At 62.4% G+C, this 24235-nt stretch carries 22 protein-coding genes and 1 pseudogene; 4 read left to right on the top strand and 19 right to left on the bottom strand.

Annotation, left to right across the window (positions count from 1 at the left end):
• Window positions 1–50: 50 nt before the first annotated feature.
• Window positions 51–647: a YceI family protein gene (locus BLV67_RS18050; protein WP_065912164.1), complete on the bottom strand. Its 597-nt coding sequence runs from the start codon at window positions 645–647 to the stop codon at window positions 51–53.
• 32 nt (window positions 648–679) lie between these two features.
• A complete protein-coding gene (locus BLV67_RS18045) occupies window positions 680–1231 on the bottom strand; it encodes a cytochrome b (protein WP_065912166.1) in 552 nt (183 codons plus the stop codon).
• Between the two features lie 273 nt (window positions 1232–1504).
• On the opposite strand from BLV67_RS18045, the gene BLV67_RS18040 reads away from it, so the two are divergent.
• Both BLV67_RS18040 and BLV67_RS18035 read left to right on the top strand, forming a co-directional pair.
• Entirely contained in the window at window positions 1505–2911 is a 1407-nt protein-coding gene (locus tag BLV67_RS18040; protein WP_069787058.1) for an adenosylmethionine--8-amino-7-oxononanoate transaminase, read from the top strand.
• A 153-nt stretch (window positions 2912–3064) separates the two neighbouring features.
• Window positions 3065–3784 (top strand): 16S rRNA (uracil(1498)-N(3))-methyltransferase, encoded by a 720-nt coding sequence (locus BLV67_RS18035; protein ID WP_065912170.1) that lies wholly within the window; start codon window positions 3065–3067, stop codon window positions 3782–3784.
• Between the two features lie 50 nt (window positions 3785–3834).
• Here the strand turns inward: BLV67_RS18035 and BLV67_RS18030 are convergent, their stop codons facing one another.
• The 3 genes from BLV67_RS18030 to BLV67_RS18020 are packed head-to-tail and all read right to left on the bottom strand — an operon-like array spanning window position 3835 to window position 6364.
• Entirely contained in the window at window positions 3835–4737 is a 903-nt protein-coding gene (locus BLV67_RS18030; protein WP_069787059.1) for a transporter substrate-binding domain-containing protein, read from the bottom strand.
• A gap of 24 nt (window positions 4738–4761) precedes the next feature.
• Window positions 4762–5112, bottom strand: coding sequence for a RidA family protein (locus BLV67_RS18025; RefSeq protein WP_069787060.1), 351 nt, complete (start codon window positions 5110–5112; stop codon window positions 4762–4764).
• A 10-nt stretch (window positions 5113–5122) separates the two neighbouring features.
• Window positions 5123–6364 carry a D-amino acid dehydrogenase gene (locus BLV67_RS18020; protein ID WP_069787061.1) on the bottom strand — a complete coding sequence of 414 codons (1242 nt, stop codon included), beginning with the start codon at window positions 6362–6364 and terminating at the stop codon, window positions 5123–5125.
• Between the two features lie 108 nt (window positions 6365–6472).
• Between BLV67_RS18020 and BLV67_RS18015 the strand changes: the two genes are divergently transcribed.
• Entirely contained in the window at window positions 6473–7375 is a 903-nt protein-coding gene (locus tag BLV67_RS18015; protein WP_065912174.1) for a LysR family transcriptional regulator, read from the top strand.
• Between the two features lie 56 nt (window positions 7376–7431).
• On the opposite strand, the gene trhA is transcribed toward BLV67_RS18015, so the two are convergent.
• Complete coding sequence (trhA, locus tag BLV67_RS18010; protein ID WP_017139425.1) at window positions 7432–8049, bottom strand: PAQR family membrane homeostasis protein TrhA; 618 nt, start codon at window positions 8047–8049, stop codon at window positions 7432–7434.
• Between the two features lie 350 nt (window positions 8050–8399).
• Between trhA and BLV67_RS18005 the strand changes: the two genes are divergently transcribed.
• The gene (locus BLV67_RS18005) at window positions 8400–9314 is read left to right on the top strand and encodes a LysR family transcriptional regulator (protein ID WP_069787062.1); all 915 of its coding nucleotides are present in this window, start codon (window positions 8400–8402) and stop codon (window positions 9312–9314) included.
• 137 nt (window positions 9315–9451) lie between these two features.
• Here the strand turns inward: BLV67_RS18005 and madM are convergent, their stop codons facing one another.
• From madM to BLV67_RS17940, 13 genes and pseudogenes are all read right to left on the bottom strand, one after another.
• Window positions 9452–10216, bottom strand: a complete 765-nt coding sequence (gene madM / locus BLV67_RS18000; protein WP_056857769.1) for a malonate transporter subunit MadM — start codon at window positions 10214–10216, stop codon at window positions 9452–9454.
• A 5-nt stretch (window positions 10217–10221) separates the two neighbouring features.
• Window positions 10222–10614 (bottom strand): malonate transporter subunit MadL, encoded by a 393-nt coding sequence (gene madL / locus BLV67_RS17995; RefSeq protein ID WP_065912176.1) that lies wholly within the window; start codon window positions 10612–10614, stop codon window positions 10222–10224.
• Between the two features lie 67 nt (window positions 10615–10681).
• Window positions 10682–11581, bottom strand: coding sequence for a malonate decarboxylase subunit epsilon (gene mdcH, locus BLV67_RS17990; protein WP_069787063.1), 900 nt, complete (start codon window positions 11579–11581; stop codon window positions 10682–10684).
• Window positions 11578–12174 (bottom strand): malonate decarboxylase holo-ACP synthase, encoded by a 597-nt coding sequence (locus BLV67_RS17985; RefSeq protein ID WP_069787064.1) that lies wholly within the window; start codon window positions 12172–12174, stop codon window positions 11578–11580. The genes mdcH and BLV67_RS17985 overlap by 4 nt, the downstream gene beginning before the upstream one ends.
• The gene (mdcE, locus tag BLV67_RS17980; protein WP_069787065.1) at window positions 12168–12938 is read right to left on the bottom strand and encodes a biotin-independent malonate decarboxylase subunit gamma; all 771 of its coding nucleotides are present in this window, start codon (window positions 12936–12938) and stop codon (window positions 12168–12170) included. Before mdcE ends, BLV67_RS17985 begins: the two co-directional genes overlap by 7 nt.
• Window positions 12935–13777: a biotin-independent malonate decarboxylase subunit beta gene (locus BLV67_RS17975; protein WP_069787066.1), complete on the bottom strand. Its 843-nt coding sequence runs from the start codon at window positions 13775–13777 to the stop codon at window positions 12935–12937. Before BLV67_RS17975 ends, mdcE begins: the two co-directional genes overlap by 4 nt.
• Window positions 13770–14069 (bottom strand): malonate decarboxylase subunit delta, encoded by a 300-nt coding sequence (locus tag BLV67_RS17970; RefSeq protein ID WP_017139433.1) that lies wholly within the window; start codon window positions 14067–14069, stop codon window positions 13770–13772. Before BLV67_RS17970 ends, BLV67_RS17975 begins: the two co-directional genes overlap by 8 nt.
• Window positions 14069–14902 carry a triphosphoribosyl-dephospho-CoA synthase gene (locus tag BLV67_RS17965; RefSeq protein WP_069787067.1) on the bottom strand — a complete coding sequence of 278 codons (834 nt, stop codon included), beginning with the start codon at window positions 14900–14902 and terminating at the stop codon, window positions 14069–14071. Before BLV67_RS17965 ends, BLV67_RS17970 begins: the two co-directional genes overlap by 1 nt.
• Window positions 14903–16573, bottom strand: coding sequence for a malonate decarboxylase subunit alpha (gene mdcA / locus BLV67_RS17960; protein ID WP_065912182.1), 1671 nt, complete (start codon window positions 16571–16573; stop codon window positions 14903–14905).
• A gap of 277 nt (window positions 16574–16850) precedes the next feature.
• Window positions 16851–17081 (bottom strand): DUF6124 family protein, encoded by a 231-nt coding sequence (locus BLV67_RS17955; protein ID WP_069787068.1) that lies wholly within the window; start codon window positions 17079–17081, stop codon window positions 16851–16853.
• 513 nt (window positions 17082–17594) lie between these two features.
• Window positions 17595–17711: pseudogene (locus tag BLV67_RS17950) on the bottom strand (chemotaxis protein CheW); the annotation flags it as partial.
• Between the two features lie 140 nt (window positions 17712–17851).
• Entirely contained in the window at window positions 17852–18307 is a 456-nt protein-coding gene (locus BLV67_RS17945) for a chemotaxis protein CheW (protein ID WP_056857706.1), read from the bottom strand.
• Window positions 18300–24134, bottom strand: a complete 5835-nt coding sequence (locus tag BLV67_RS17940; RefSeq protein ID WP_069787069.1) for a hybrid sensor histidine kinase/response regulator — start codon at window positions 24132–24134, stop codon at window positions 18300–18302. The genes BLV67_RS17945 and BLV67_RS17940 overlap by 8 nt, the downstream gene beginning before the upstream one ends.
• Window positions 24135–24235 lie beyond the last annotated feature (101 nt).

Below are 24235 nucleotides of genomic sequence, written 5' to 3'. Positions count from 1 at the left end.
CAAAACGCCGACCCTGAGGTCGGCGCTTGGCGTTTGAAGCAGCGAAATAATTACTTCGCTTTCACACCTTCAAAAGTCACGTACAGCTCAACAGTGTTGGACGCTGGGCCCAGGTCCATCTGCTTGCCGAAGTCCTGACGGTTGAAGCTGGTGGTGCCTTCAAAGCCGGCACGGTAGCCGCCCCATGGATCCTTGCCTTCGCCCAGGAACGTGGCCTTGACCACGATCGGCTTGGTCACACCGTGAAAGGTCAGGTCGCCGGTCACGTCGGCAGTGACTTGGCCCGCAGCATTTTTACCGGTGGTTTTGACACTGGTGGAGACGAACTTGGCATCGGCAAACTTGCCAACGTCCAGGAAGTCTTTGCTGGCGATGTGCTTGTCACGTTCGGCGTGGTTGGTGAATACGCTGGCGGTACGGACGTTGAACTCGATTTTGCTGTCTTCAGGCTTGGCGGCGTCAAAGCTGAACTTGCCGTCCAGGTCCTTGAACGTACCGGTGATGAAGCTGTAGCCCAGGTGGCTGATCTTGAAGTCAACGAAGGCGTGCTGGCCTTCCTTGTCGACAACATAGTCAGCGGCCATCGCCGAACCTGCGGACAGCAGAGCAGTACCGATTGCCAGAGCGGCGAGAGTCTTTTTCAACATGCTTTCTATTCCTTGTGAGTCGAGGTTGAACATCAGGCTTTGCGTCCCAGCATTCGCGTCAGGGTCGCATCACGATCGATAAAGTGGTGTTTAAACGCAGCTACGCCATGCAAACCGGCGAAGACCACCAACACCCAGGCGAGGTACAAATGCACCACACCGGCGGTGTCTGCCTGGTCCGGTAGCCCGGAAACCACGGCAGGAATCTCAAACAGGCCAAACACCGGGATACCGACACCATCTGCGGTGGAAATCAGGTAACCGGCGATCATCACGGCAAACAGCCCGAGATACAGGAACGCGTGGCCGAACGCAGCCCCAATACGCGTCATTCGGCTGTAGCTGGCCAATGGTGGTGGCGGCGGGCTGACAATGCGCCAGACGATACGCACCAGCATGATGGCGAACAGCGTAATGCCAATGCTCTTGTGCAGGTCGGGCGCGTCTTTGCGCCACGCACTGTAGTAGTCGAGGCCGACCATCCACAGGCCCAGCGCGAACAAACCGAACACCACCAGGGCTACGCCCCAGTGCAAAACAATGCTGACCCAACCATAACGGGCCGATGAATTACGTAGCTGCATGTCCCAAATCCCGTAAGAGCTGTGCCCAAGACTAGCGATTTACCTATCGAATTAAAGCGGAAAATTTCGCTTTGAAATATCGAGAAATACGATCAAGAGAGTATGCACAGTACGTTAACAATGGATTAAGGACTATTCCCAAGAAACGTGACAGATCGTCCTGCGTTTACTGCCAATTCATCCGTAATGGGTTGTGACGCCGCCTGGCATTGCATAGGCTTGCGCGATTGTTTCGCCTGCGCCGGGCGCAGGGCCGCTTCGAGGAGATAACCGATGGGCTTGAATAACCAGTGGATGCAACGCGACCTCGCGGTGCTGTGGCATCCCTGCACCCAGATGAAAGACCACCAGCAACTGCCGCTGATCCCGATCAAGCGCGGCGAAGGCGTATGGCTGGAAGACTTCGAAGGCAAGCGCTACCTCGATGCCGTCAGTTCCTGGTGGGTGAATGTGTTCGGCCACGCCAACCCGCGCATCAACCAGCGCATCAAGGACCAGGTGGATCAGCTGGAGCACGTGATTCTCGCCGGTTTCAGCCACCAGCCGGTGATCGAGTTGTCGGAGCGCCTGGTGGCGATGACGCCCGAGGGCCTGACGCGCTGCTTCTACGCCGACAACGGCTCGTCGTGCATCGAAGTCGCGCTGAAGATGAGCTTTCACTACTGGCTCAACCGTGGCCTGCCGAACAAGAAGCGCTTCGTCACCCTGACCAACAGCTACCACGGCGAAACCATCGCCGCGATGTCGGTGGGCGATGTGCCGTTGTTTACCGAAACCTATAAAGCCTTGCTGCTGGACACCATCAAGGTGCCGAGCCCGGATTGCTACCTGCGCCCCGAGGGCATGAGCTGGGAAGAGCACTCGCGCAATATGTTCCTGGCCATGGAACAGACCCTGGCCGAAAACCACGCCAGCGTCGCCGCCGTGATCGTCGAGCCGCTGATCCAGGGCGCCGGCGGCATGCGCATGTACCACCCGGTGTACCTCAGGCTGCTGCGCGAAGCCTGCGACAAATATGGCGTGCACCTGATCCACGACGAAATCGCCGTAGGCTTCGGCCGCACCGGCAGCATGTTCGCCTGTGAGCAAGCCGGTATCCGCCCGGACTTCCTGTGCTTGTCCAAGGCCCTCACCGGCGGCTACCTGCCGCTGGCCGCTGTGGTCACCACCGACGATGTGTACGACGCGTTCTACGACGACTACCCGACGCTGCGCGCCTTCCTGCATTCCCACAGCTACACCGGCAACCCGCTGGCGTGCGCGGCAGCCTTGGCGACCCTGGATATTTTCGAAGAAGACAACGTCATCGAGAACAACAAGGCCCTGGCCCAGCGCATGGCCACCGCCACCGCGCACCTGGTGGACCACCCGCACGTGTCGGAAGTACGCCAGACCGGCATGGTGCTGGCCATCGAGATGGTCCAGGACAAAGCCACCAAAACCGCCTACCCGTGGCAGGAACGCCGTGGCTTGAAGGTGTTCGAGCATGCACTGGAACGCGGCGCGCTGTTGCGGCCGTTGGGCAGCGTGGTGTATTTCCTGCCGCCGTATGTGATTACGCCGGAGCAGATCGACTTTTTGGCTGAAGTGGCCAGTGAAGGCATCGATATCGCCACCAACAGCAACGTCAGTGTTGCCGTGCCGAAGGACTTCCACCCAGGCTTTCGCGATCCGGGTTAATTGAGTTCACTCAACTGATCGGGTGCCGGGTCTACCGCTATCGCGGGCAAGCCCGGCTCCCACAGGTTTTGTATGATCGTTCCCACGCTCAGCGTGGGAATGCAGCCCTGGACGCTCCGCGTCCGCTCTGCACACCACTTCCAGAGAACAGAAATGAGACTGTCCCGCTTTTTCACCGACACCCCGCTCAGCATCGGCGAGCATGAATTGCCCGAAGCCCAGGCGCACTACATCAGCCGCGTATTGCGCATGGGCGAAGGTGATGCCGTGCAATTGTTCGACGGCTCCGGCCAGGAGTTTCGCGGCGCCTTGCTGGAGGTCGGTAAAAAACGCGTCACCGTGCAACTCACCGAAAGCTTTGCGGGCCAGGCCGAATCACCGCTGCACATCCACCTCGGCCAAGGCCTGTCCCGGGGCGAGCGCATGGATTGGGCGATTCAGAAAGCCACCGAATTGGGTGTGAATGAAATCACGCCGATCTTCAGCGACCGCTGCGAAGTGCGCTTGAAGGATGAACGCGCCGACAAACGCCTGTTGCACTGGCGCCAGGTGGCAATCAGCGCCTGCGAGCAATGCGGGCGCTCGACGGTGCCGGTGATTCACCCGCCGCTGTTACTGGCCGACTGGTTGAAGCAAGCCGAGGCGGATTTGAAGCTGGTGCTGCACCCGGTGGCCGAGCCGATGGTCAGCCACGCCAAGCCATCAAGCCTGGCGTTCCTGATCGGGCCGGAAGGCGGGTTGACCGACCCTGAAGTACAAGCGGCCCAAGGCGCCGGCTTCCACGCCGCCCGCCTCGGCCCGCGGGTGCTGCGCACCGAGACGGCACCCGTGGTGGCATTGGCCGTGGCCCAGCAACTCTGGGGCGACTTCTAACCCGCGCCCGATCGTTCCCACGCGGAGCGTGGGAACGATCATTGCGTCTATCATTCCACCGGGTCACTCACCGGCTTGGCAATAATCGCCTTCAACTCGCTGGTCATCGGGAACTCCAGGTTCAGGCCCTTGGGCGGAATCGGCTGTTCAAACCAGCGCTGATAAATCCCGTTGATCTCCCCGGAGCGGTACAGGTCGGCGAGCGTTTCGTTGACCACGGCGAGAAACTGCGGGTCGTCCTTGCGCAGCATGCAGCTGTAGATCTCCCGCGACTGTTCCTTGCCCACGACGACCCAATGGTGCGGGTCACGGGCCTTGGCCCGCTCGCCGTAGAGCAGCGCATCATCCATGTAGAACGCCACTGCGCGGCCGGTCTCGAGCATTTTGAACGCTTCGCCATGGTCCTTGGCGCTGATCACAAACATATTGGCCTTGTGGTCAGCGTTGTAGCTCTTGAGAAAGCGTTCATTGGTGGTGCCGGCCGTGGTCACCACGTTCTTGCCCGCGAGGTCTTCAAAACCCTGGATGCCGCTGTCTTTGGCGGTCAGCAGTTGGCCCTTCACATAGATAAACCCGTAGGAAAACGCCACCTGCTTCTGCCGCTCGGCGGTCACACCGGTGGAGCCGCATTCCAGGTCGACGGTGCCGTTTTGCACCAGCGGAATACGGGTCTGAGAGGTCACCAGGTTGTACTTCACATTGAGTTTGGCCACCCCGATTTTCTGCTGGATGCGCTCAACGATCTTGTTCGCCAACTCCACCGAATAGCCCATGGGCGTACCGCTGCTATCGCCCACATAGGAAAACGGCACCGAGGCATCGCGATACCCCAAGGTGATCGACTTGGCATTCGCGATCTTGCTCAAGGTGCCGTCCAGCGGGGCTTGATTGGCCTGAACCTGTGCGCCAAACAACAGCCCCAGGGTGCAGCCGGTCAACAGGATTTTTTTCATTGTTATGCTCCGTTGGTCTTTTGGTTATTTACGTACAGCAATCACGCTGATTTCCACCAGCACCGTCGGGCGCGCCAGTTCGGCCTGCAAGGTGGTGCGTGTCGGCGCCATGCCCGGCGACAACCACGCGGACCACACTTCATTCATGGGTGCAAAACCGCTGCAGATGTCTTTGAGGTAAATCGTGGCGTTGAGTACGTGATCCTTGTCGCTGCCTGCTTGCGCCAGCAGTGCGTCGATCCTGGCCAGTACTTCGCGGGTTTGCGTGGCCACATCCTGGCCGTCGCCCGGCACCTGGCCCGAGAGGAACACCAGGTCCTTGAAGGTGACGGCGCCAGAGAGGCGCTCGTTGCTGCTGATTCGAGTGATGGTCATGGCTGTATCCTTAAGCGGCGCGGGGCGTGAGGCCCTGCATATCGATGGAAGGCGCGTGTTCACTGATCAGTTCGGCCAGCAATTGGCCGCTGCCGCAGGCCAGGGTGAAGCCCAGGGCGCCGTGGCCCAGGTTCAGCCACAGGTTGCGATAGGCGCTGGCGCCGATCAGCGGCACGCCGGTGGGTGTTGCCGGGCGCATGCCGGCCCATTCGACGGCGTGGGTGTAATCGCCGGCCGTTGGGAATGTCTCCATGGCCTGGCGCTTCATCAGCGCCAGGCGCTTGGGCTCAAGGCCTGCATCAAAGCCGACGATATCCACCATGGCCGCGACCCGCAGTTGCTCGCCGATGCGCGCATACACGATCTTGCGGTCATAGTCGGTGACACTCACGTTCGGCGCCTGGTGATGCGCGCCAATCGGCACGTTCAGGCTGTAACCCTTGAGCGGATACAGGGGCAATGACAACCCAGGCACACCCAATTGCGCGCTGCGATGCCCGGCCGCCAGCACCAGTTGATCCACCGCCATCACCTCGTCACCCAGCTCGATGGCCTGCACCGCGCCGTCGGCGTGGCGAATACGAGTGACCTTGCGGCCCAGCAAAAACCTGCAGCGCCCCGAGGCTTCGAGCCGGGCCGCCAGCCGTTGGCAGAAGGCGTGACAGTCAGCCACCTCCTCGTTCGGCGTGTAGATGCCACCGAGAAAGTCGGCGCCCATTAACGCTGGCTCCAAGTGCGCACAATCGGCCATGGACATCACCTGCTGCTGCAGGCTATTGGTGACCTTGCTGCGCGCATGCTCAAAGGACGCGGCGTTACGAAACGTCACCAGTTTGCCGTTGCGCCGCCAATCGAAGCCTTCCAGGCGATCGCATTCGCGCCATTGCTCCAGCGTGGCCTGGCTCAAGGACGCCAGGCGCAGCAGGTGCGCAGCATTGCGTTTGTTCACCGAGCCACGGCAGGCGCCGATAAAGGCCGCCATCCAGCGCCATTGCTGCGGGTCGAGGCGTGGGCGCAGCTTCAGCGGCGAATCACCGCGCAGCAACCAGCCGATGGCTTGCAGCGGCACACCTTTGTCGGCCAACGGCGCGACATAACGGTAGGAGAGCTGCCCGCCGTTGGCGAAACTGGTCTCGCTGCCCAGGCTGTCCCGCGCTTCGATCACTGTCACTTCATGGCCTGCACGCACCAGGGCGTAGGCACTCGCCAAGCCGATAACGCCACCACCGATGATGCAAACCTGCTTGGCCATTGCTGCCACCCGCTGTTGAATTGACTGGCCCCAAGCCTAGGGCCAGGTGACAGGCCGCCGACAATGAATAAAGATGGGTCACCTATAAACAAAGGTTATGGACTTGCCATGCGCCTGCGTCATATCGAAATCTTCCAGGCGATCCGCCAGACCGGCTCCGTCAGCGCCGCCGCGCAGCTGTTGCACGTCTCGCAACCGGCGGTGACCAAGGTGCTGCAGCACGCCGAGTTGCAGTTGGGCTTTCCGTTGTTTCTGCGGGTGCGCGGCAAACTGCAGCCCACACCGGAAGCCCTGGCGCTGGAAAGCGAAGTCGAAAAAGTCACCGAAAGCCTGCAAGGCGTGCGGCGCCTGGCCAAGAGCCTGCGCCGCAAGCCGGGCCAAAGTGTGCGTATTGGTGCGATTCCAGCCCTGGCCCTGTCGTTGCTGCCGCCGGCCATTCTGGAATGGAAGCGCGACTACCCGGACATTGCCTGTGAACTGTCCAGCGACCATAGCCGCGAGCTGGTGCAGAAGCTGTTGATGCGTGAGATTGACCTGGCGCTGACGCTCAACTTCTCCGGCCATCCGGGGCTGACCACCCAGGTGCTGGCCAACGGCGTGTTGGTGGCGCTGGCGTCCAAGGGTTATTGGTCTGATGCCGAGCTGAGCAAGCCACTGCCCTTGGCTGACCTGGCGGGTGCGCCACTGGTAGGCTTGTCCAGTGCCGACCCGTTGGCCGCCAAGCTCGACAGCTACCTGGAAAACGTCGACCCACCGCCACGGGTGAGCATTGCCGTACAGACCTATTCCCTGGCCCGGGCGATGGTGGAGTCAGGTGCCGGGTTGACGGTGATCGACCCGTTCACCGCCCTCGGCGCGTCGACGGCGACCACCTGCATTCGCCCGCTGACGCCGCCATTGCCGATCACCCTGTACGCCCTGACGCGCGCTGATGAGCCGCCGCCCCATATGTTGGCGAACTTGCTGCAGATCTTCGGCAAGCGCGCCCGCGAATTGCTCGAACGCCTCTAAAAACACCACCTATCCAATGTGGGAGCTGGCTCCCAAAAAAAGCCAGCGTCCACAGGTCACAGCACGTAATGCATGATCGCCACAAAGTGCAGCAAACTGCCGCCGATCACAAACAAATGCCAGATCCCGTGGGAATGGCGCAGGCGATCCTCCAGGGCAAAAAAGATGATGCCGACGGTGTACAACACCCCGCCCGACGCCAGCCAGATAAACCCCGCCGTGCCCAGCGCGGCAATCAATGGCTTGACCGCCACCAGCACAATCCAGCCCATCACCGCGTAGATGACAATCGACAGAATCCGCGCCTCAGACCTTGGTTTGATCTCCTGCAAAATGCCGATCACCGCCAGCCCCCACACGATTCCAAACAGCGTCCAACCCCACGGCCCGCGCAGCGTCACCAGGCAAAAGGGTGTGTAGCTGCCCGCAATCAGCAGGTAGATCGAAAAGTGATCAACCTTCTGCATGATCTCTTTTCGCCGCCCCTGCACGCTGTGGTACACGGTGGACGCGCTGTACAGCACCAGCAGGGTAAAACCATAAATCGCCACACTGACGATCTTCCAGGGGCTGCCGTCCAGGCTCGCCACCACCAACATCCACACTGCGCCGACAAAAGCGGCAACCGCCCCGGCCAAGTGGCTCCAGGCGTTGAATCGTTCCCCGTGATACATGTGTCACTCACCTCGAATAACCGTTACCACATGGTTGTGCCAGAACCATTCTGACGCTACCGGCACTGTTGCAGGTAACACGCATGTCTTCATTTGCCCAAACACACACGCCGATAGCTCATTCACGTCATCCTGTGGGAGCTGGCTTGCCTGCTCCCACATACGGCAATCTCCATGGCCCGGCCCCAATATCGCCATCTGCATGGCTCGCCAGGTGCGGTTGTGACCGTGCGCGGGCTGTACCTGTTCCCTTCGGTACACCCGCCTGGTGCTGGGCCTGTGCAGCGCATGGCTGGGAGTGAACGGGTTTTAGGGGCACAATCGACGGCATTCGAACCCGAGCCACGGCCATGCTGATCGACGAAGAATTCACCCTCAAGAAACTGGAAATCTTCCTGGCGTTCATGCGCACCGGCAACCTCGCCCGCGCCGCTGCCGAGCTGCAAACCAGCAACGTCAGCGTGCACCGTGCTATTCACTCGCTGGAAAATGCGCTGCGCTGCCCGTTGTTCAAACACGAAGGGCGCAACCTCACCCCGCTGGAAAGCGCCTACGTGCTGGAAGAACGCGCCCAAAAGCTGGTGGCCGACGTGGTCGACAGCGTGCGCCTGACCCGCGAAGCCGCCGGCTTCTCCGCCGAGCGTTTCAAGCTGGGCTCGCTGTATTCGCTGACGGTCAAAACCGTGCCGCAACTGATCATGGGCCTGAAAATCAGGCGCAGCGAACTCAATATCGACCTGATTCTGGGCTCCAACTTCGACCTGCTCTACAAGCTCAAGAACATGGAGGTGGACGCGATCCTGATCTCCCTCGACGAGCATGCCAACGACCCCGACTGCGAACAGATCGCGCTGTTTTCCGACGACATCTTCCTCGCCACACCGGCCGATTCACCCTTCGACCGCGAGCAGCAGATCGACCTGGCGGATGTGCGCGACGCGACCTTCATCACCCTCACCCAAGGCTTCGCCACCCATCAGGACGGCAACCGGGTGTTCAAGCAGGCGGGGTTCGAGCCGAAGGTGGCGATGCAGGTGAACGACATTTTCACGCTGCTGAGCATGGTCAGCTCGGGTGTGGGTTATGCGTTGCTGCCAGGGCGGATCGCGGCGGTGTATGAGAACCGCGTGAAGCTCATACCGCTGCAGCCGCGGTATCGGTTGCAGCAGCATATTGGCGTGGTGTTCTTGAAGGCCAAGGAGCGTGATCCGAACTTGCTGGCGTTGCTGGCGGAGTGTCGGATGTATGCCAATCGCCAAACCTGACACCGATCGTTCCCACGCTCTGCGTGGGAATGCCTCATGTGACGCTCCGCGTCACGCCTTTAAGAGCAGACGCGGAGCGTCCAGGGCTGCATTCCCACGCGGAGCGTGGGAACGATCATTAATGAGGCCGGCTCAGGTCAGCCCACCAACCCGCGCATCAGCAAAAACAGCAACGACGGCCCCAGCAGACAGCCCAGCGCCGTATAAAACGCCGCCGTCAGGCAACCATACGGCACCAGCTTCGGATCAGTCGCTGCCAAGCCACCTGCCACACCGCTCGAAGTGCCCATCAAGCCGCCGAAGATCACCGCACTGCGTGGGTTATTCAGCCCGATCAACGGCGCTACAAACGGCGTCATCACCATCACCAGAATGGCCTTGATCAACCCGGCGGCAATCGACAGCGCCATAACCTCGGAGCTGGCACCAATCGCCGCGCCCGTCACCGGGCCAACGATGTAGGTTACGGCGCCCGCACCAATGGTGGTGAGGCTCACGGCATCGGTATAACCAAACGCCATCGCCACTCCGACGCCAGCCACGAACGATGAACCCACGCCGACAAACAGCGCCAGCACGCCCACATAACCGGCGCGTTTAAGTTCATCCACACTCACGCCAAACGCCGTGGCAACAATGGCAAAGTCCCGCAGCATGGCGCCGCCCAGCAAGCCGATGCCCGACAGCAGCGGTATATCCACAACCCCCTTGGCGCCGCCGGTAAATGCGCCGCCCACATACGACAGCACCAGCCCGAGCAAAATGGCGATGGCCGAACCGTGCAGACGGCCTTTGGTGAAGGTGTCGGAGATCCAGTAGGACACCCACATGGTCAGGCCGATTACGGCAAAACCACTGATCAGGCCGTAGCCGGTGATCACTTTCATCATGGATTCGTACATGGCGATCACCCGGCTTCTTTAGTGGGAACAGCCGCAACTGGCTCACGGTTGCCGATGCGTACCAGCACCGGCACCAGGGCAAAGCCCAGCACCACCGCGAGCGTGCCGGCCAGTATTGCCATAGGCCCGCCCTTGATCGCGCCGTACACATTTTGTTGGGCCGCCATCGCTACCACAATCGGGATATATACCGCCGCCCAGAAGCTCACGCCCTGCTCCGACTTGCCGGTAAACAGCCCACGTTTGCTGAGGTAACTGCCCAGGCCGATCAACAGCAACATGGCGATACCCACCCCGCCGACGTTGGCCGGGATACCCATCCATTTGCCCAGCAATTCACCGATAAACAGGCCGGTCAACGTACACAGCGCCAGAAACGCCACACCGTAAATAATCATGGTTGTTGTCCTCAAAGTGCTTCATCGAAATTGTTGTTTTTGTGCTTCGAAAGCCTTGGGTGCTGCTTTATCGGTGGCGGCGCTCCTCCTCTTGCAGCAGGGCCTGCAAGGTGTCCAGGCGTGCGCCTTCATAGGCGATTACGCTGCCTTGCTCGAAGACACGCCGGGACAGGCCGGTGAGTACCGCGCCAGGCGGCAGTTCGATTTGCAGGCGCACGCCGCGCTCGTAGGCGCTTTGCACGGTGCCGCGCCAGTCGACGATGCGGCACATGTTGAAAGCCAGGTCGTCGCGCAGTTGCTCGGGGTTGTGGATAGGTCGCGCGCGGGTGCTGCTCAGGTAGGTGATGCGTGGCGCCTTGAGCGTTACAAACGCCTGCGCCAATGCCTCGGCGGGTTCGTTCAGCAGCACGCAATGGGATGGCACGCTCACGGCCAGGCGTTTGGCCACGCCGTTGCCTTTGATGCGTTGTGCCACACGCTGCATGGCTTCGTCACTGCCGGCGATGACGGTCTGGTTGTCGGCGTTGATATTGGCCAGGTACACCGGGGTTTGCGGGCTGTGGATTTCGGCCAGCAGCGTTTCGACTGTGGATAACTGCGGGCCGATGATCGCGGTCATGCCAAAGCCTTGTGGATAAGCGTTTTGCATCAGTTCGCCGCGCAGGCTCACCAGCTTTACCGCATCGGCAAACTCCAGCGCACCGGCGATGACGGCTGCCGGGTAGGCGCCGATGGACAGGCCCGCCACGTAATCGGGCGTGTGTTGCAATTGGCGGGCATGAGCCACGCCGGTGATCAACAGGCAGAGTTGCACCGCACGCGTACTGGCCAGGGCTTGGGCCGAATCGAGCAGGCTTGCGTCTTCGCCCAGTGCGTCACTGGCCTCTTCCAGGACGTGGGCAGGCAATGCTTGCAGCATGCCCGCGCGCTGGGCGCCCTGCCCTGGAAATACCAGAAGGCTGCTCATGCCACGGCCTGCCAGGGGTCGAGTACAAGGTGCGCGCCGTGGGTGGTTTTAAGCAGCACCCGGCGTGATTCACCCGCCCACTCGCGCAAAGCGACAGCACCGAATGGGGTTTGCAATTGCAGGTCGACGGCGCATTCGGCCGCGTCCAACAACGCCAGCAGAGTGCGTGCAGCGATGCGCTCAAGTGGCTCGGGCGTGCACAGCATCAAATCCAGATCGCTTTGGGCATGCAGTGCTTCAATGCCGCTGGCCAGCTCGAAACCCGCACTGCCGGTGACGCCCCAGTCTTGTTGCGCCAACACCGGGCGCAGTTGATCCAGTGCGCGCAGTGCCGGCAAATCCCGTGACGAGATCACACTGCGCAAGTCTTGCGGCTTCACACGTCGTTGCACCGCCAAAAGGGGCATCACCGCCGCAAACCGCTGTTCACGCAAGCGCCCGCGCACACCGACGGCCACGTAACCCGGCTCGGCCATGGCGCGACGCACCACCACCGGGTGACCGGCGCTGATCGCGTCGTGTACCCAGGCTGGCGCGTCAACAGGCAGATGCGCCGGGGTCATGCCCCAGAGCAAGTCGTGGGCGTTCACCATTGCTCCCGCAGCAGTTGGCGTACATGGCTGGAAGCTGCACGATTGCTCGCACCGAGGCGCCCTTTCAGATCCGGGCTGTGGATATCTTCAATGGCGTGCAACAGGCAATCGCTGACCCGCGTCACGTCGTCCGCCGTGGGCTGTTCAATCCGGCTGACCGACAGGGTTTCCCAAAGCAAACCGAGGCTGGCGTAGCTGTCGATGTCATAGGCCATGGGCGGCACGCTGGCGGCCAAGGCTTCGAGTTCTTCAACACTGCGCAAGGTCACTCGCGCCGCCGAGGCTTTGCCCATGGCGTGCACCATCACGCCAGGGTCACGCAGGGCGATCATGCGGTTGGCCTGATAGCCGTGGGCGAGAAACGCACCGGACATGGCTTTGCCCACCAGCAGCGCAATCACCGGGTGCCCGGCCAAGCGCGCGCGGGCATAGCTGTCGGCGGCCGCAGCCAGTGCTTGATGGATGCCGAGGGCTTCTTCGCGACGGCCATAGGCCTGGCTCGGCACATCGACGATGGCGATGATGGGGCGTTTGTCGCCCTTCTCGATGGCTTCGTCGACAGCCTTGGCAAGGCCCCAGCCCTCCAGTAAACCGACTTCGCCGTTGCGCGCACGCGGGAAACGATTTTGCGCGTCGCTGACCACGGCAATAAAACGCACGGCCTGCTCACCCACTACGCCGTCTGCAACCCTCAAAGAGTCCGGCAACCCTTCGACAGGCGCTGCGCCAGCGCTCAATGCGTTGAACCACTGCAAACCTCTCATGGGCGTTCTCCTTGATACAGGTCGCGCACCGTCGCGGGGTCTATTTGCGGCGTTGCGTCCAGCTCGGTAAGGCGCGCCAGGTAGAAGTCGATCTGACGGCTGCGCTGTTGCTCGGGCAAACCCTGTTGCAGCAAAGCGCTGACGGTCTGTTGGATCTGCGCCACGTCGTCCGCCACATAACGGTCGGCCAGGCCGCTGTTGAAGCGTTGCTCGCCGCCGGTAAGGCTCCAGATAAACGGCCGGTCGCGGGAGTCGTACTCTTCCAGGCCCGCTTCCTGCTCGATCACTTGTGGGCCATTCAAGCCCAGGCGTGCTTCGCGGGTGACCACCAGATAACTGCACAGCCCGGCGGCGATGGACATGCCACCAAAACAACCGACGCTGCCCGCCACCACGCCGATCACCGCCTGGTACTGGCGCAGGTCGACAATCGCCGCATGGATATCGGCAATCGCCGCCAGCCCAAGGTTGGCTTCCTGCAAGCGCACACCGCCGGTTTCCAGCAGCAGCACGGCACGGGTCGGGACACCGTTGCGGTTATCTTCAGCCGCCAGTTCGAGGGCACCGGCGATTTTCGCGCCGCCCACTTCACCGAGGCTACCGCCCTGGAAATTGCCTTCAATGGCAGCAATCACCACCGGCAACCCGGCGATGCTGCCCTTGGCGATCACCACGCCGTCATCCGCTTGCGGCACCACGCCTTGACGGCTGAGCCACGGCGACATCACGCGCTGGAACGGGTCGATCAGTTCGCGGTAAGTGCCGCTGTCCAGCAGCACCTTGGCCCGCTGCCGGGCGCCGAGTTCGACGAAGCTGTGCTTGTTGAGTAAATCAGTCATGGCCGATCTCCTCGAAACCCTGTTCCAGGCGCAAACGCACCACGCCGGGGGTGGCGCCGAAGTCGTGAATATCAATCTTCAAAGCCGGTGGCGTCTGCTCCTGGAAGATCCGTTCGAACAGGTGCTGCCAGCGTTGCTCGGCGCCATTCACCGAGGTCTGCACTTGAATGGTCAGCGTGCCGGGCGTGCCCGGTTCCAGCAGCACTTCCAGGTCGCCGGAGCCGACGCAACCCACCAGCGCACGGCCTTTGGGCGGCTGCCCGGCGGGGAATTCAAAGGATAAGGTTTCCATCACAACGCTCCGTCGAGGCGGTCGATAAACAGGCAGGCGGCCAACAGGTCGGCGGCGCCGCCGGGGGAGGCATTCAGGGCCAGGAGTTGCTGGTCGAGTTCGTGCAGTTGGCGGCGCCCGGCGAGGCTTGCGCTGCCGCCAGCGTCCAGCACCGCCTGGGCGCCACGCTGCATGGCGAGCAGGCCTTCGGGGCCGGCGCGGTAGAGCACGCAGGTGTCGGCCAGGTCGGTCATGATCGCGAGCAAGGCGTCCAGGCGCGCGTTCTGTTCGCCAGCGTTTTGCCGGCGGCTTTTGTGCAGTTGCGGCAGGCCGCGTTGCACCACGGACGGGAAGCCCAATTGCGCTTCTTCACGGGCACCGCGAGCGCCGTAGCGCTGCGCGACTTGCGCACCATGGCTCAGCGGTTGCGGGGCGTAGCGGTCGGTGAGCAAGGCCAGTTTGGCGGCGGTGAGCGTGATGGCGCGGGGTTGCAGCGCCGCAGCAGCGGTGAGCAAACCGAGCGCCCAGATCGCGCCACGATGGGTATTCACGCCGTTGGTGGTGGCGAGCATGGCTTGTTCACCTTCGCGACCGATACGCCCGAGGGCTTCGCGCAAGGGCAAACCCACTTCACCGAACTCAAGCGCCGCTTCGGCCATTGCCTTGAACATCGGCCACAACGACAGCGCCGAGGCGTGCATCAGGCCCAGGTGCAAATCGCTATGGGCGCCATTGCCGCGACGGTCTACCAATGCGGGTTTGGGCGACAGGTCGGCCTCATCAATCAAGGCGTCCACGGCCATATCCGCCAGGCGATCGGCGAGGCTCAATTCATGCAGTTTGAGGGCGCGCATTTACCAGCTCCTGAACTTGGCGGGCGGGTTGTACAGGCCACCGGACCAGTCCACCAGGTCGGCCACGCTCTTGGCGGCGAGCAGCTCGCGGGTGGCGTCGGTGCGGCGGATGCCGAGGTCTTCGGGCAAGGCGATCAAACCTTCGCGGCGCATGCGCGCGGTGTCCTTCGGGTTGTGGCGCAGGCCGATGGCGGTAACGCCTGCAACCGCGGCGATCATCGCCTGGCGCTCTTCCAGCGAGCGCGCCTTATACAGATAGGCGATGCCTTCTTCGGTAAGCAGGTGAGTAACGTCGTCACCGTAGATCATGATCGGCGCCAGCGGCATGCCGCTTTTGCGCGCCACTTCCACGGCGTCGAGGGTTTCGACAAAGGTGGGTTTGCCGCCTTCCTGGAAGGTCTCGACCATTTGCACCACGAGCTTTTTACCGCGCTCCAGCAAGGCCTCCGGCGCGTCATCGTGGCGCATATCGAGCCAGGCCGGCGTACCGTGACGGCGGCCACGTGGGTCGTGGCCCATATTCGGCGCGCCACCAAAACCGGCGAGACGGCCACGGGTCACGGTGCTGGAATGCCCATCGCCGTCTACTTGCAGCGTGGCGCCGATAAACAGATCCACCGCGTATTGCCCCGCCAGTTGGCAGAACATCCGGTTGGAGCGCATTGAACCGTCGCGGCCGGTGAAGAACACATCCGGGCGGGCGGCGATGTAGTTTTCCATGCCCAGTTCGGTGCCGAAGCAATGCACGCTTTCCACCCAGCCGCTTTCAATCGCGGGAATCAGGGTGGGGTGCGGGTTGAGGGTCCAGTTGCGGCAGATCTTGCCCTTGAGGCCCAGGGATTCGCCGTAGGTGGGCAGGATCAACTCAATGGCGGCGGTGTTGAAACCGATGCCGTGGTTGAGCGACTGCACGTTGTGTTTTTCGTAGATGCCACGGATCGCCATCATCGCCATCAGCACGTGCACCGGCTTGATATGGCGCGGGTCGCGGGTGAACAGCGGTTCGATGTAGAACGGCTTGTCGGCCACCACCACAAAATCCACCCAACTCGCCGGGATGTCGACGCGGGGCAAGTCCGTGACGTCGTCGACCAACTGGTTGACCTGCACGATGACGATGCCATCGCTGAAGGCGGCGGGCTCGATCAGTGCCGGCGTGTCTTCGGTGCTGGCGCCGGTGTAGATATTACCGGCGCGATCAGCCATGAAACCGGCGGACAGCACCACGTTGGGGATCAAGTCCACCACCAGCCGTGCGTAGAGTTCGATGTAAGTGTGGATCGCGCCGATTTCCAGCAGGCCGTCTTCGAGCAACTGGCTGATGCGCAGGGATTGGGTGCCGGCAAACGAGAAATCCAGTTTGCGCGCGATGCCTTTTTCAAACAGGTCCAGGTGCTCGGAACGGCCGACACTGGGCATGATCATGTGCAAATCGTGGAGCTTGGCCGGGTCGGCCTTGGCCAGGGAGCGCGAGAGAAAATCGGCCTGCTTTTGGTTATTGCCTTCCAGCACCACACGGTCGCCGGGCAGGATCAGTGCTTCCAGCGCCTCGACGATTTTGTCACTGGGCAACACCGCCCCGTCTGCGTATTTTTTGACCAGCCCGAGCCGCCGCTGCTTCTCGTCGCGCCGCCGCGTCCAGCGCGAATCGGGGGTGATGGTTGTTGTCATGGTCGCTCCACGGGGTTTGCTGTCGTGGGCTGTACCTTAGGAGTGAATGTGGGGGGCATCAATCAAGCCCGACGGTGGATCGTTACGGTTGGAGTAACGGACCATCAGCTGATGCTCGATTCGAGCCAAATTAAACTCAAAATGTGGGAGCGGGTTTGCTCGCGAATGCAGGGTGTCAGGCGGTACATCTCTAACTGACCCACCGCATTCGCGAGCAAGCCCGCTCCCACATGTGTTCGGTGGTGCTAGTTAGATAGCGGTCCCTTTTCGGGAACGTTTAGGCAGGGCTGACGTGTTCCAGTGCTCTATCGACCAACAGCTGACTCAGCTCTGCCATTTGCTGAATCGCCAACATGCTCGCACGCTGGGCGGGGTCCAGGTCGAAGGCCAGGTTGCAGGTCAGTGCGTTGAGGGAGCACAGGGTTTCGCTGGCGTTGGCCAGCAGAGCTTCGGTGTTTTGGTGGGGGTTTACGGTGAAGAGGGGCGGATTAGGGGTAGGTTTAACCATGATTTACAGCTCCGATATGTGATGGAGGCTGCCCTCTTCCGCTTGCACGCGAATAAAGGTGGCAGCTGTGCGCAGGTGTGCAAGACCGGGCATATCGGACCCCGGCAGACCCCGAGGGATCTCCCGCGCACAGCCGCCATAACAACTACAGCGAGCATAAAAAACGCCCGTTGAATGGCTATGGGCGTTGGTGCGCCGATATGTAACCGGACTTGCACGTCCGTGTCACCGTTTTTCGATGACGGGACGAAGACTAGCCGCCATGACTACCCACAACAAGTTCATGCACAGCTCGAAATCTTGCAGGAAAATTCCGAAGGCTGGGCACAACGCTCACGGCAAAAACGCTTCCTGTGGCGAGCGGGCTTTCGATCGTTCCCACGCTCCGCGTGGGAATGCCGCCTGGGACGCTCCGCGTCCCGCCAGGCAGTGCAAGGCTCAAGACCATCGCAGGGGTGACGCGGAGCGTCACGGGATGCATTCCCACGCGGAGCGTGGGAACGATCATCGCCGTCAGGCCAGGCCAGATTCGACCAACAACGCCTCCAACCCCATCAAGTCCGACACCTTCGCCACGTGCTCGCCCACCTGCACTGCCGCAAGTTCCAGCGGGCACAGTGGCACGTCGATCGTTCCCACGCTCCGCGTGGGAATGCCGCCTGGGACGCTCCGCGTCCCGCCAGGCAGTGCAAGGCTCAAGACCAGCGCAAGGGTGATGCGGAGCGTCACGGGATGCATTCCCACGCGGAGCGTGGGAACGATCATCGCCGTCAGGCCAGGCCGGACTCGACCAACAGCGCTTCAAGCCCCATCAAATCCGGCACTTTCGCCACGTGCTCGCCCACCTGCACCGCCGCCAGTTCCAGCGGGCACAGTGGCACGTCTACGTAGCTCAATTCGCTGTCGAGCTTGTACGAGCGGGGAATGCCCTGGATCACCAGCGCAATAAACTTCAACGTCGGCCGCCCGCCCAGCGCGTTCAGCACCACGATGCGCGAGCGCTCGGCGGTCAGGATTGCTTCGCCGCACACCGCTTCGAAGCTGATCAGGGGTATTTGCCGGTCGCGCCAGGTCACTTGCCGCAGGTACCACGGCGGCGCATCGCTGGCCGGTTCGCCGCGCTGGAAGTCGATCAGCTCGGCGATGGCGACATTGGGCAGCACCAAGTGACGGTCGGCCAAGGGCAACAACAGGCCGGTGAGTTGGCTGGTGCGGTGGTCAAGCATGGGACTTGCTCCAGTAGGCGATGCTCTCCAGCAGCACCGACTCCTGGTACGGCTTGCCGAGGTAGTCGTTGACGCCGATGGCCATGGCGCGGTCGCGGTGTTTTTGCCCGGTGCGCGAGGTGATCATGATGATCGGCAGGCGCATCAGGCGCGGGTCATTGCGCACCTGGATCGCCACTTCGAAGCCGTCCATGCGCGGCATTTCAATGTCGAGCAGCATCAGGTCCGGGGTGTGTTCTTCGAGCAAGGCGATAGCGTCGATGCCGTCTTTGGCGGTGAGCACGTTCATGCCGTTGCGTTCCAGCAGGCGGCTGGTGACTTTGCGCACGGTGACCGAATCGTCCACCACCAGCACCAGCAGCGGGCGTTTTTTCAGTGGGTCGTTGAGGACCAGCGGCGCATCGACCGCCTGGGCCGGCAACGCTGGTTGGCGGGCGCGGATGTGCGCGAGCAGATCGATGATCAGCACCACGCGGCCATCACCCAGGATGGTCGCACCGGACAAGCCCTGCACGCCCGCAAACTGCGGCCCCAGGCCCTTCACCACTATCTCCCGCGTACCGACCATGGCATCCACATGCACCGCCACGCGCCGTTCGTTGTATTGCACCAGCAGCATCGGCACCGGCTGGTATTGGCCGAGCAATTTGGGGCGGCTGACGGTATGCAGCAGGTCGCCAAGGTAGAACAATTCGTAACGCTGGCCGCCATATTCATAACGCGGCGGGTCTTGCTGATAGTGCCCGGCCAACTCGTGGGGCAGCACACGCACCAGGCCTTCGATGGTGTTGAGCGGGATCGCATATTGATCGTCCGCGCACTGCACCATCAGTGCCCGGTTGACCGACACGGTAAACGGCAGGCGAATACGAAAGTGCACGCCCGCACCGGGCGTGGAGTCAATCACCATCGAGCCGCCAAGCTGGCGCACTTCTTCGTGCACCACGTCCATGCCCACGCCGCGCCCGGAAATCTGAGTGATTTTCTCCGCCGTCGAGAAGCCCGGTTGCAGGATGAACTGCAACACGTCACGGTCGCTGATCTCTTGATGGGGGCCGAGCAGGCCGCGCTTGATCGCCTTGCGCCGCACCGCGTCCAGCGGCACGCCGGCGCCGTCGTCACGCATGTCGAACACGATATCGCCGCCTTCGTGGGTCAGGTCCAGGGTGATACGACCCTTTTCCGGTTTGCCCGCCAGCACACGTGCTTCGCGGGACTCAAGGCCATGGTCGACGGCGTTGCGCAGCATGTGTTCCAGCGGCGCGGCCATACGTTCCAGCACGTTGCGGTCCATCTCGCCTTCGGCATTGCCGACCACGAACTCCACGTCCTTGCCCAACTCCTGCGCCACCTGCCGCACGATGCGCTTGAGGCGCGGCAGCATACGTTCAAACGGCACCATGCGCGTGCGCATCAGACCTTCTTGCAACTCGGTGTTGATACGCGCCTGTTGCTGCAACAGGTTGTGCGCATCCTGGTTGCGGCGGTCGAGGGTTTCCTTGAGGTCCAGCAAGTCGGAAGCGGACTCGGACAACGCACGGGACAGTTGCTGCAACTGCGAATGGCGGTCCATTTCCAGCGGGTCGAATTCTTCATAACCCAGGCGCTCGGCCTCGGCCTGCTGACGGCTGAGGATACGGCCCTGGGTTTCGCTGTCGAGGCGGCGCAGTTGGTCGCGCATGCGCTCAATGGTGGTTTCGACCTCGTTGAGGGCCGTGCGCGCATCATTGACCTGCTGCTCGATGCGCCCCCGGAAGATCGAGGTTTCGCCGGCCAGGTTGACCAGATCGTCGAGCAAATCGGCGGAGATTTTCACCATGTCCGCAGCCGGGTCGACCGCCGCTTCGGCCTTGCCGGCGGGCAGTGCAACCGGCGCCAGCGGCTCATCACTCGGGTGCACCAGGCTTTTGATCCGCTCGATCAGCTTGTCCACCGAGCCCACCGGCAAACCGTCCGCCACGGCATCGATCATCTGCGCCAGACGGTCGTGGCAACCTTGCAGCAGCGAAAACAGTTCCGGCGACGGCGCCAGCAAACCGGCCGACAACCCTTCGTAGAGAAATTCCAGCTCATGGGCCAGGTCGCCAATCGGCCCGATTTCGACCATGCGCGCGCCGCCCTTGAGGGTGTGCAGGTCGCGCAGCAGGGTTTCCACTTCCTGGCGATTGTTCGGCTCGGCTTGCCAACGCACCAGCGCGCTGCCGGAGCTGTCGAGAATATCGGCGGCTTCTTCGAGGAAAATTTCCAGCAACTCGGGGTCGGCGGTCGCTACTTCGGATGCTGCGACGGGGGCCGCTGGCGTGCTGCTGTGGCGCAACTCGCGCAGTTGCGCGATCAAGTCGCTGGAGTCGCTCAGGGGTTGTTGGTCTTGCAGTTGATCGAGCTGCAAGGCCAGCCGCTCGTGACTGGCCATCAACACGTGGGACAACTCGGTGGAGTAGCTGTAACGGCGGTCCACCAAACCTTCGTAAAGGCCTTCCAGCTCATGGGCCAGGTCGCCAATCGGGCCGATTTCGGCCATGCGCGCGCCACCCTTGAGGGTGTGCAAGTCTCGCTGCAATGAAGACAACGGCGCGGCGCTGTCGGGCTCCAGCAGCCAGCGCTTGAGCGACTGCCCGGCGCTGTCGAGGATGTCCACGGCTTCTTCGAGGAAGATCTCGACGATCTCATCGTCCATCGCCGTGTCCTGGCTCAACTGCGCCGTGGCCGCACCCAATTCAGCGATGCTGAAGGTACGGCTGCCGTCGCTTTTGATCAGGCCGGTGGCCGACGGGTCGAGGGCTTCATCGAGCAATTCGCGCAGGGCCTGCACCCGCGCCGGCGCCGGGCTGATTTCCTGCCCCGCCGCCAACTGGTCGAGCATGTTGATCAGTGCGTCATGGGCCTGTTCAGCCTCGTGGAAAAACCGCTCGCTGACCGCCAGGCTGCTTTCCTCCACCGCGCCGTAGAGGTCAAGCAAGGCTTCGCAGAGTTCGTCGATGCTGTGCAGGTCGGCGATATGCGCGCCCTCGCCCAAGGTGGTCAACTCGTCCAGCAGTGCGGTGAGTTCCTGACGTTCGCCGGGGTGCTGCTGCCAGCGGCGCAACAGGCTTTCGGCGTCGAGCAGGATATCCATGCCTTGGGCCAGGAAATTGGCGATCAACTGCGGGTCGCGTTTGATGCGCAGGCCCGTGCTCGGCGCGTCGAGCAAGGCTTGCAGTTGTTGGTCAAGCAGGCGTTGGGTGCGGCTGATCAGGTCCGGCGCACCCTTGATCGGCACCAACGGGTCGCTGTCCAGTTGACGCAGGCCGCGCTGGAACAGGCCTTCGGCTTCCAGCAGCAGTTCCACTTCGTCCAGGTCCAGCGGCAGGCGGTGGGCCTTGTACTCACGGGTCAGGTGATCCAGCGGCCGCGCCAGCTCGGCAATCGGCAATACGCCGGCCATGTAGGCACTGCCTTTGAGGGTGTGCAGGGCGCGTTGCAGCTCATCGCTGACTTGCAGCGGGACATGCTCGGCGGCCTGTTGCAGGAAGTGGTTGATGCTCTCCAGGTGGCTCTGGGCTTCGTTGCGGAAGATCTCCAGCAGCATCGGGTCGTGGGGCTCGGCCTTTGCACTGCCACTGGTCTCTGTTGCACTGCCACTGGCGAGGGCATGGGCACGGGCGGCCAGGGCGTCGACTTCATCGCGCTGGTGTTGGTCGTCGGTGGCGAAGTCGGCGATCAATTCGGGCAGCAGGGCCACCGCTTCATCCAGCACGTGTTGCACGTCGGGGTCGAGGGCCACGCTGCGTTCGAGCACGCGATTGAGCAGGTTTTCCACGGCCCAGGCCAGCTCGGCCAGCACCAGCGCGCGGACCATGCGGCCACTGCCTTTGAGCGTATGAAAGGCCCGTCGCATTTCGCCCTGGGCGGTTTTGTCGGCGCTGTTGGGCAGGTGGCGGTGCAGCACGTCGAGGACTTCGTCGGTCTCTTCAAGGAAGACTTCGCGCAGCTCATCGTCGATGGGTTCTTCATCGGCCGGCGGCGGCAGCAAACTGCCGGGGCGATGCAGCGCCGGCGGGTTCAAGCGCGTGATCGGGCTGGCCAGGGCATCGAACTGGGACTGGCTCGGCGTGCTGTCGGCCGACAATGCACCCTCTGGCGCAACCAGCGCCTGACGCCAGGGTTTCTCGGCGGGCAGGTAACCCAGCGCGGCCAAGCCTTGGGTGGCCAGTTCCAGCACGCGTTCGCCCGCAGCGTCAGCGTCCTGGAGCATGCGTTCCAGGTAGTACTCAAGGCTGCTGATCACCTCGGCAAAATGCGCCAACTGCGCCTGGGTCGGCGGCGTGTCGTTGACCATCAACTGTTCGTCGACGTAATCGGTGCAACCCCGCATCAGGCTCGCTGCGCGTGGCAGTGGAATCATCGCCAAGGCGCCGCGCACCTGGCTGAGCAGCTCCGGCAGGGATTCCAGGCGTTGGCGGTCCCAGTCGGCTTCGATGCAGTCGATCACCAGTTCTTTGGCTTGGCGCAGGCATTGGCACGACTCGCGGATCACCAGTTGATGAATCTGCGTCAGGTCGGTGGTGGGCAGGCGGCTTTCTTCGCGGCTTTCCGGTTCGACGGTGCCGACCATGCCGGCCAGTGTGGCCTCGACATAGAGCAAGGCGCCGGCGACGTCCATCAGTACGGCGTCATTGGGTTCGCGGTGACCTTGCACCAGGCTCAGCACCACGGCGAGCTGGTCGATGATCACCTTGCGCGGCTGGCCGAAGCCCAGCACGGCCAAGGTATCGGCGATCTGCCGCAATGGCGCCAGCAGCGTATCCAGGTCGTCGGTGTGTTGGCGGTCGCTGCGCACGAATAAGTCGAGGCGCTCCTTGACCCGCACCAGCTCCTCACACAATGCGCCGAGTACCGAGCCCATGGCATTGCGGTCCGGCCCGGCCAGGCGCGCCCGCTCGGCGTCGACCACGGCACTGTCGGGCAAGGCCTCATCCAGGCCATAACGCTCCTTGAGGCTTTGCATGCGCGGCGTCGGCCGGGTGACCTTGGCCACATAGAACAGCAGGCTCTTGAGCAACTCGTCCGGCGCAGGCTGATTGATACCGCCAATGCCCTGGGCCAGCAGACGCTTGAGTTGCTTGTCGCTGGCCTTGAGCAGGCTGCGCAGCGCCGGGCTGTTGGCGATCACGCCAGTGAGCATGCCTTCGACCAGCGCCGAGGTGACTTGCCACAAGGGCAACAGCGGCGCGCCCTGGCACAGCGCTTCGAGGCGCGCGAACACCCGCGCCATGTCTTCCAGGTTGCTCGGGCCATGGTCTTCGCGCAGCAGGCCGGCCAAGGCTTGTTGCAAAAGGTGGTGCCACTGGCGCAGTTGTTCGTGCAGTTCCGGCACTGCGCGCCGAGCCAGGGCTTCGTCGGGCAACGGTGCAATCGACAGCAGTTGCGGGCTGAACAGGCTGGTTTCCGACAACAGGCTTTCGCCGCGCGCGCTGCGCAGGTCATTGAGCAGCGGCAACACCACCAGCGGCAGGTCGCGGCGGGCGCTGTGCACGCGGTCCAGATACAACGGCAATTGGCTGAGGGCTTGTTGCAGCAGACGGATGCTTTCATCGCGCTGGCCGACGCGCTCGGCCTGCAGGGCCAGGGTGAGTTCTTCGATCTCTTCGGCGAGCAGGGCTGCGCCGTAAAACTCCACCATCTGCAGCGCGCCATGCACTTGATGGATGGCGGCCAGGCACTCGGCGATGGCGTCGCTGTCGTGGGTTTCGACAAACGCATCCAGCGCCGAACGGGCCTGTTTCAGGGTTTCGGCAATGTCGCCCTTGACCCATTCGAGGGCCACGTAGTCGTGCCGATCAACCATAACTGCTCCGCTTAAAATTCATGAGTTGCTGGTGTTGCCAAAAAACAATGGAAATCACCTGTGGGAGCTGGCTTGCCTGCGAGGGCGGACTGTCAGTTGAT

Source organism: Pseudomonas salomonii (genome assembly GCF_900107155.1).
Taxonomy (GTDB): Bacteria; Pseudomonadota; Gammaproteobacteria; order Pseudomonadales; family Pseudomonadaceae; genus Aquipseudomonas; species Aquipseudomonas salomonii.
This window is presented reverse-complemented; position numbering and strand designations above follow the sequence as displayed.

What these genes read in the sequence shown, in the direction of transcription:
- BLV67_RS17940 (WP_069787069.1), bottom strand. Translation starts at nt 24,134, where the DNA reads ATGGTTGATCGGCACGACTACGTGGCCCTCGAATGGGTCAAGGGCGAC.
- mdcE (WP_069787065.1), bottom strand. Translation starts at nt 12,938, where the DNA reads ATGAGAGGTTTGCAGTGGTTCAACGCATTGAGCGCTGGCGCAGCGCCT.
- BLV67_RS18035 (WP_065912170.1), top strand. Translation starts at nt 3,065, where the DNA reads ATGAGACTGTCCCGCTTTTTCACCGACACCCCGCTCAGCATCGGCGAG.
- BLV67_RS18045 (WP_065912166.1), bottom strand. Translation starts at nt 1,231, where the DNA reads ATGCAGCTACGTAATTCATCGGCCCGTTATGGTTGGGTCAGCATTGTT.
- trhA (WP_017139425.1), bottom strand. Translation starts at nt 8,049, where the DNA reads ATGTATCACGGGGAACGATTCAACGCCTGGAGCCACTTGGCCGGGGCG.
- BLV67_RS17965 (WP_069787067.1), bottom strand. Translation starts at nt 14,902, where the DNA reads ATGCGCGCCCTCAAACTGCATGAATTGAGCCTCGCCGATCGCCTGGCG.
- BLV67_RS17945 (WP_056857706.1), bottom strand. Translation starts at nt 18,307, where the DNA reads ATGCTTGACCACCGCACCAGCCAACTCACCGGCCTGTTGTTGCCCTTG.
- mdcA (WP_065912182.1), bottom strand. Translation starts at nt 16,573, where the DNA reads ATGACAACAACCATCACCCCCGATTCGCGCTGGACGCGGCGGCGCGAC.
- BLV67_RS18015 (WP_065912174.1), top strand. Translation starts at nt 6,473, where the DNA reads ATGCGCCTGCGTCATATCGAAATCTTCCAGGCGATCCGCCAGACCGGC.
- BLV67_RS17970 (WP_017139433.1), bottom strand. Translation starts at nt 14,069, where the DNA reads ATGGAAACCTTATCCTTTGAATTCCCCGCCGGGCAGCCGCCCAAAGGC.
- BLV67_RS18005 (WP_069787062.1), top strand. Translation starts at nt 8,400, where the DNA reads ATGCTGATCGACGAAGAATTCACCCTCAAGAAACTGGAAATCTTCCTG.
- BLV67_RS18040 (WP_069787058.1), top strand. Translation starts at nt 1,505, where the DNA reads ATGGGCTTGAATAACCAGTGGATGCAACGCGACCTCGCGGTGCTGTGG.
- BLV67_RS18025 (WP_069787060.1), bottom strand. Translation starts at nt 5,112, where the DNA reads ATGACCATCACTCGAATCAGCAGCAACGAGCGCCTCTCTGGCGCCGTC.
- BLV67_RS17955 (WP_069787068.1), bottom strand. Translation starts at nt 17,081, where the DNA reads ATGGTTAAACCTACCCCTAATCCGCCCCTCTTCACCGTAAACCCCCAC.
- BLV67_RS18050 (WP_065912164.1), bottom strand. Translation starts at nt 647, where the DNA reads ATGTTGAAAAAGACTCTCGCCGCTCTGGCAATCGGTACTGCTCTGCTG.
- BLV67_RS17985 (WP_069787064.1), bottom strand. Translation starts at nt 12,174, where the DNA reads ATGGTGAACGCCCACGACTTGCTCTGGGGCATGACCCCGGCGCATCTG.
- BLV67_RS17975 (WP_069787066.1), bottom strand. Translation starts at nt 13,777, where the DNA reads ATGACTGATTTACTCAACAAGCACAGCTTCGTCGAACTCGGCGCCCGG.
- BLV67_RS18030 (WP_069787059.1), bottom strand. Translation starts at nt 4,737, where the DNA reads ATGAAAAAAATCCTGTTGACCGGCTGCACCCTGGGGCTGTTGTTTGGC.
- BLV67_RS18020 (WP_069787061.1), bottom strand. Translation starts at nt 6,364, where the DNA reads ATGGCCAAGCAGGTTTGCATCATCGGTGGTGGCGTTATCGGCTTGGCG.
- madL (WP_065912176.1), bottom strand. Translation starts at nt 10,614, where the DNA reads ATGATTATTTACGGTGTGGCGTTTCTGGCGCTGTGTACGTTGACCGGC.
- madM (WP_056857769.1), bottom strand. Translation starts at nt 10,216, where the DNA reads ATGTACGAATCCATGATGAAAGTGATCACCGGCTACGGCCTGATCAGT.
- mdcH (WP_069787063.1), bottom strand. Translation starts at nt 11,581, where the DNA reads ATGAGCAGCCTTCTGGTATTTCCAGGGCAGGGCGCCCAGCGCGCGGGC.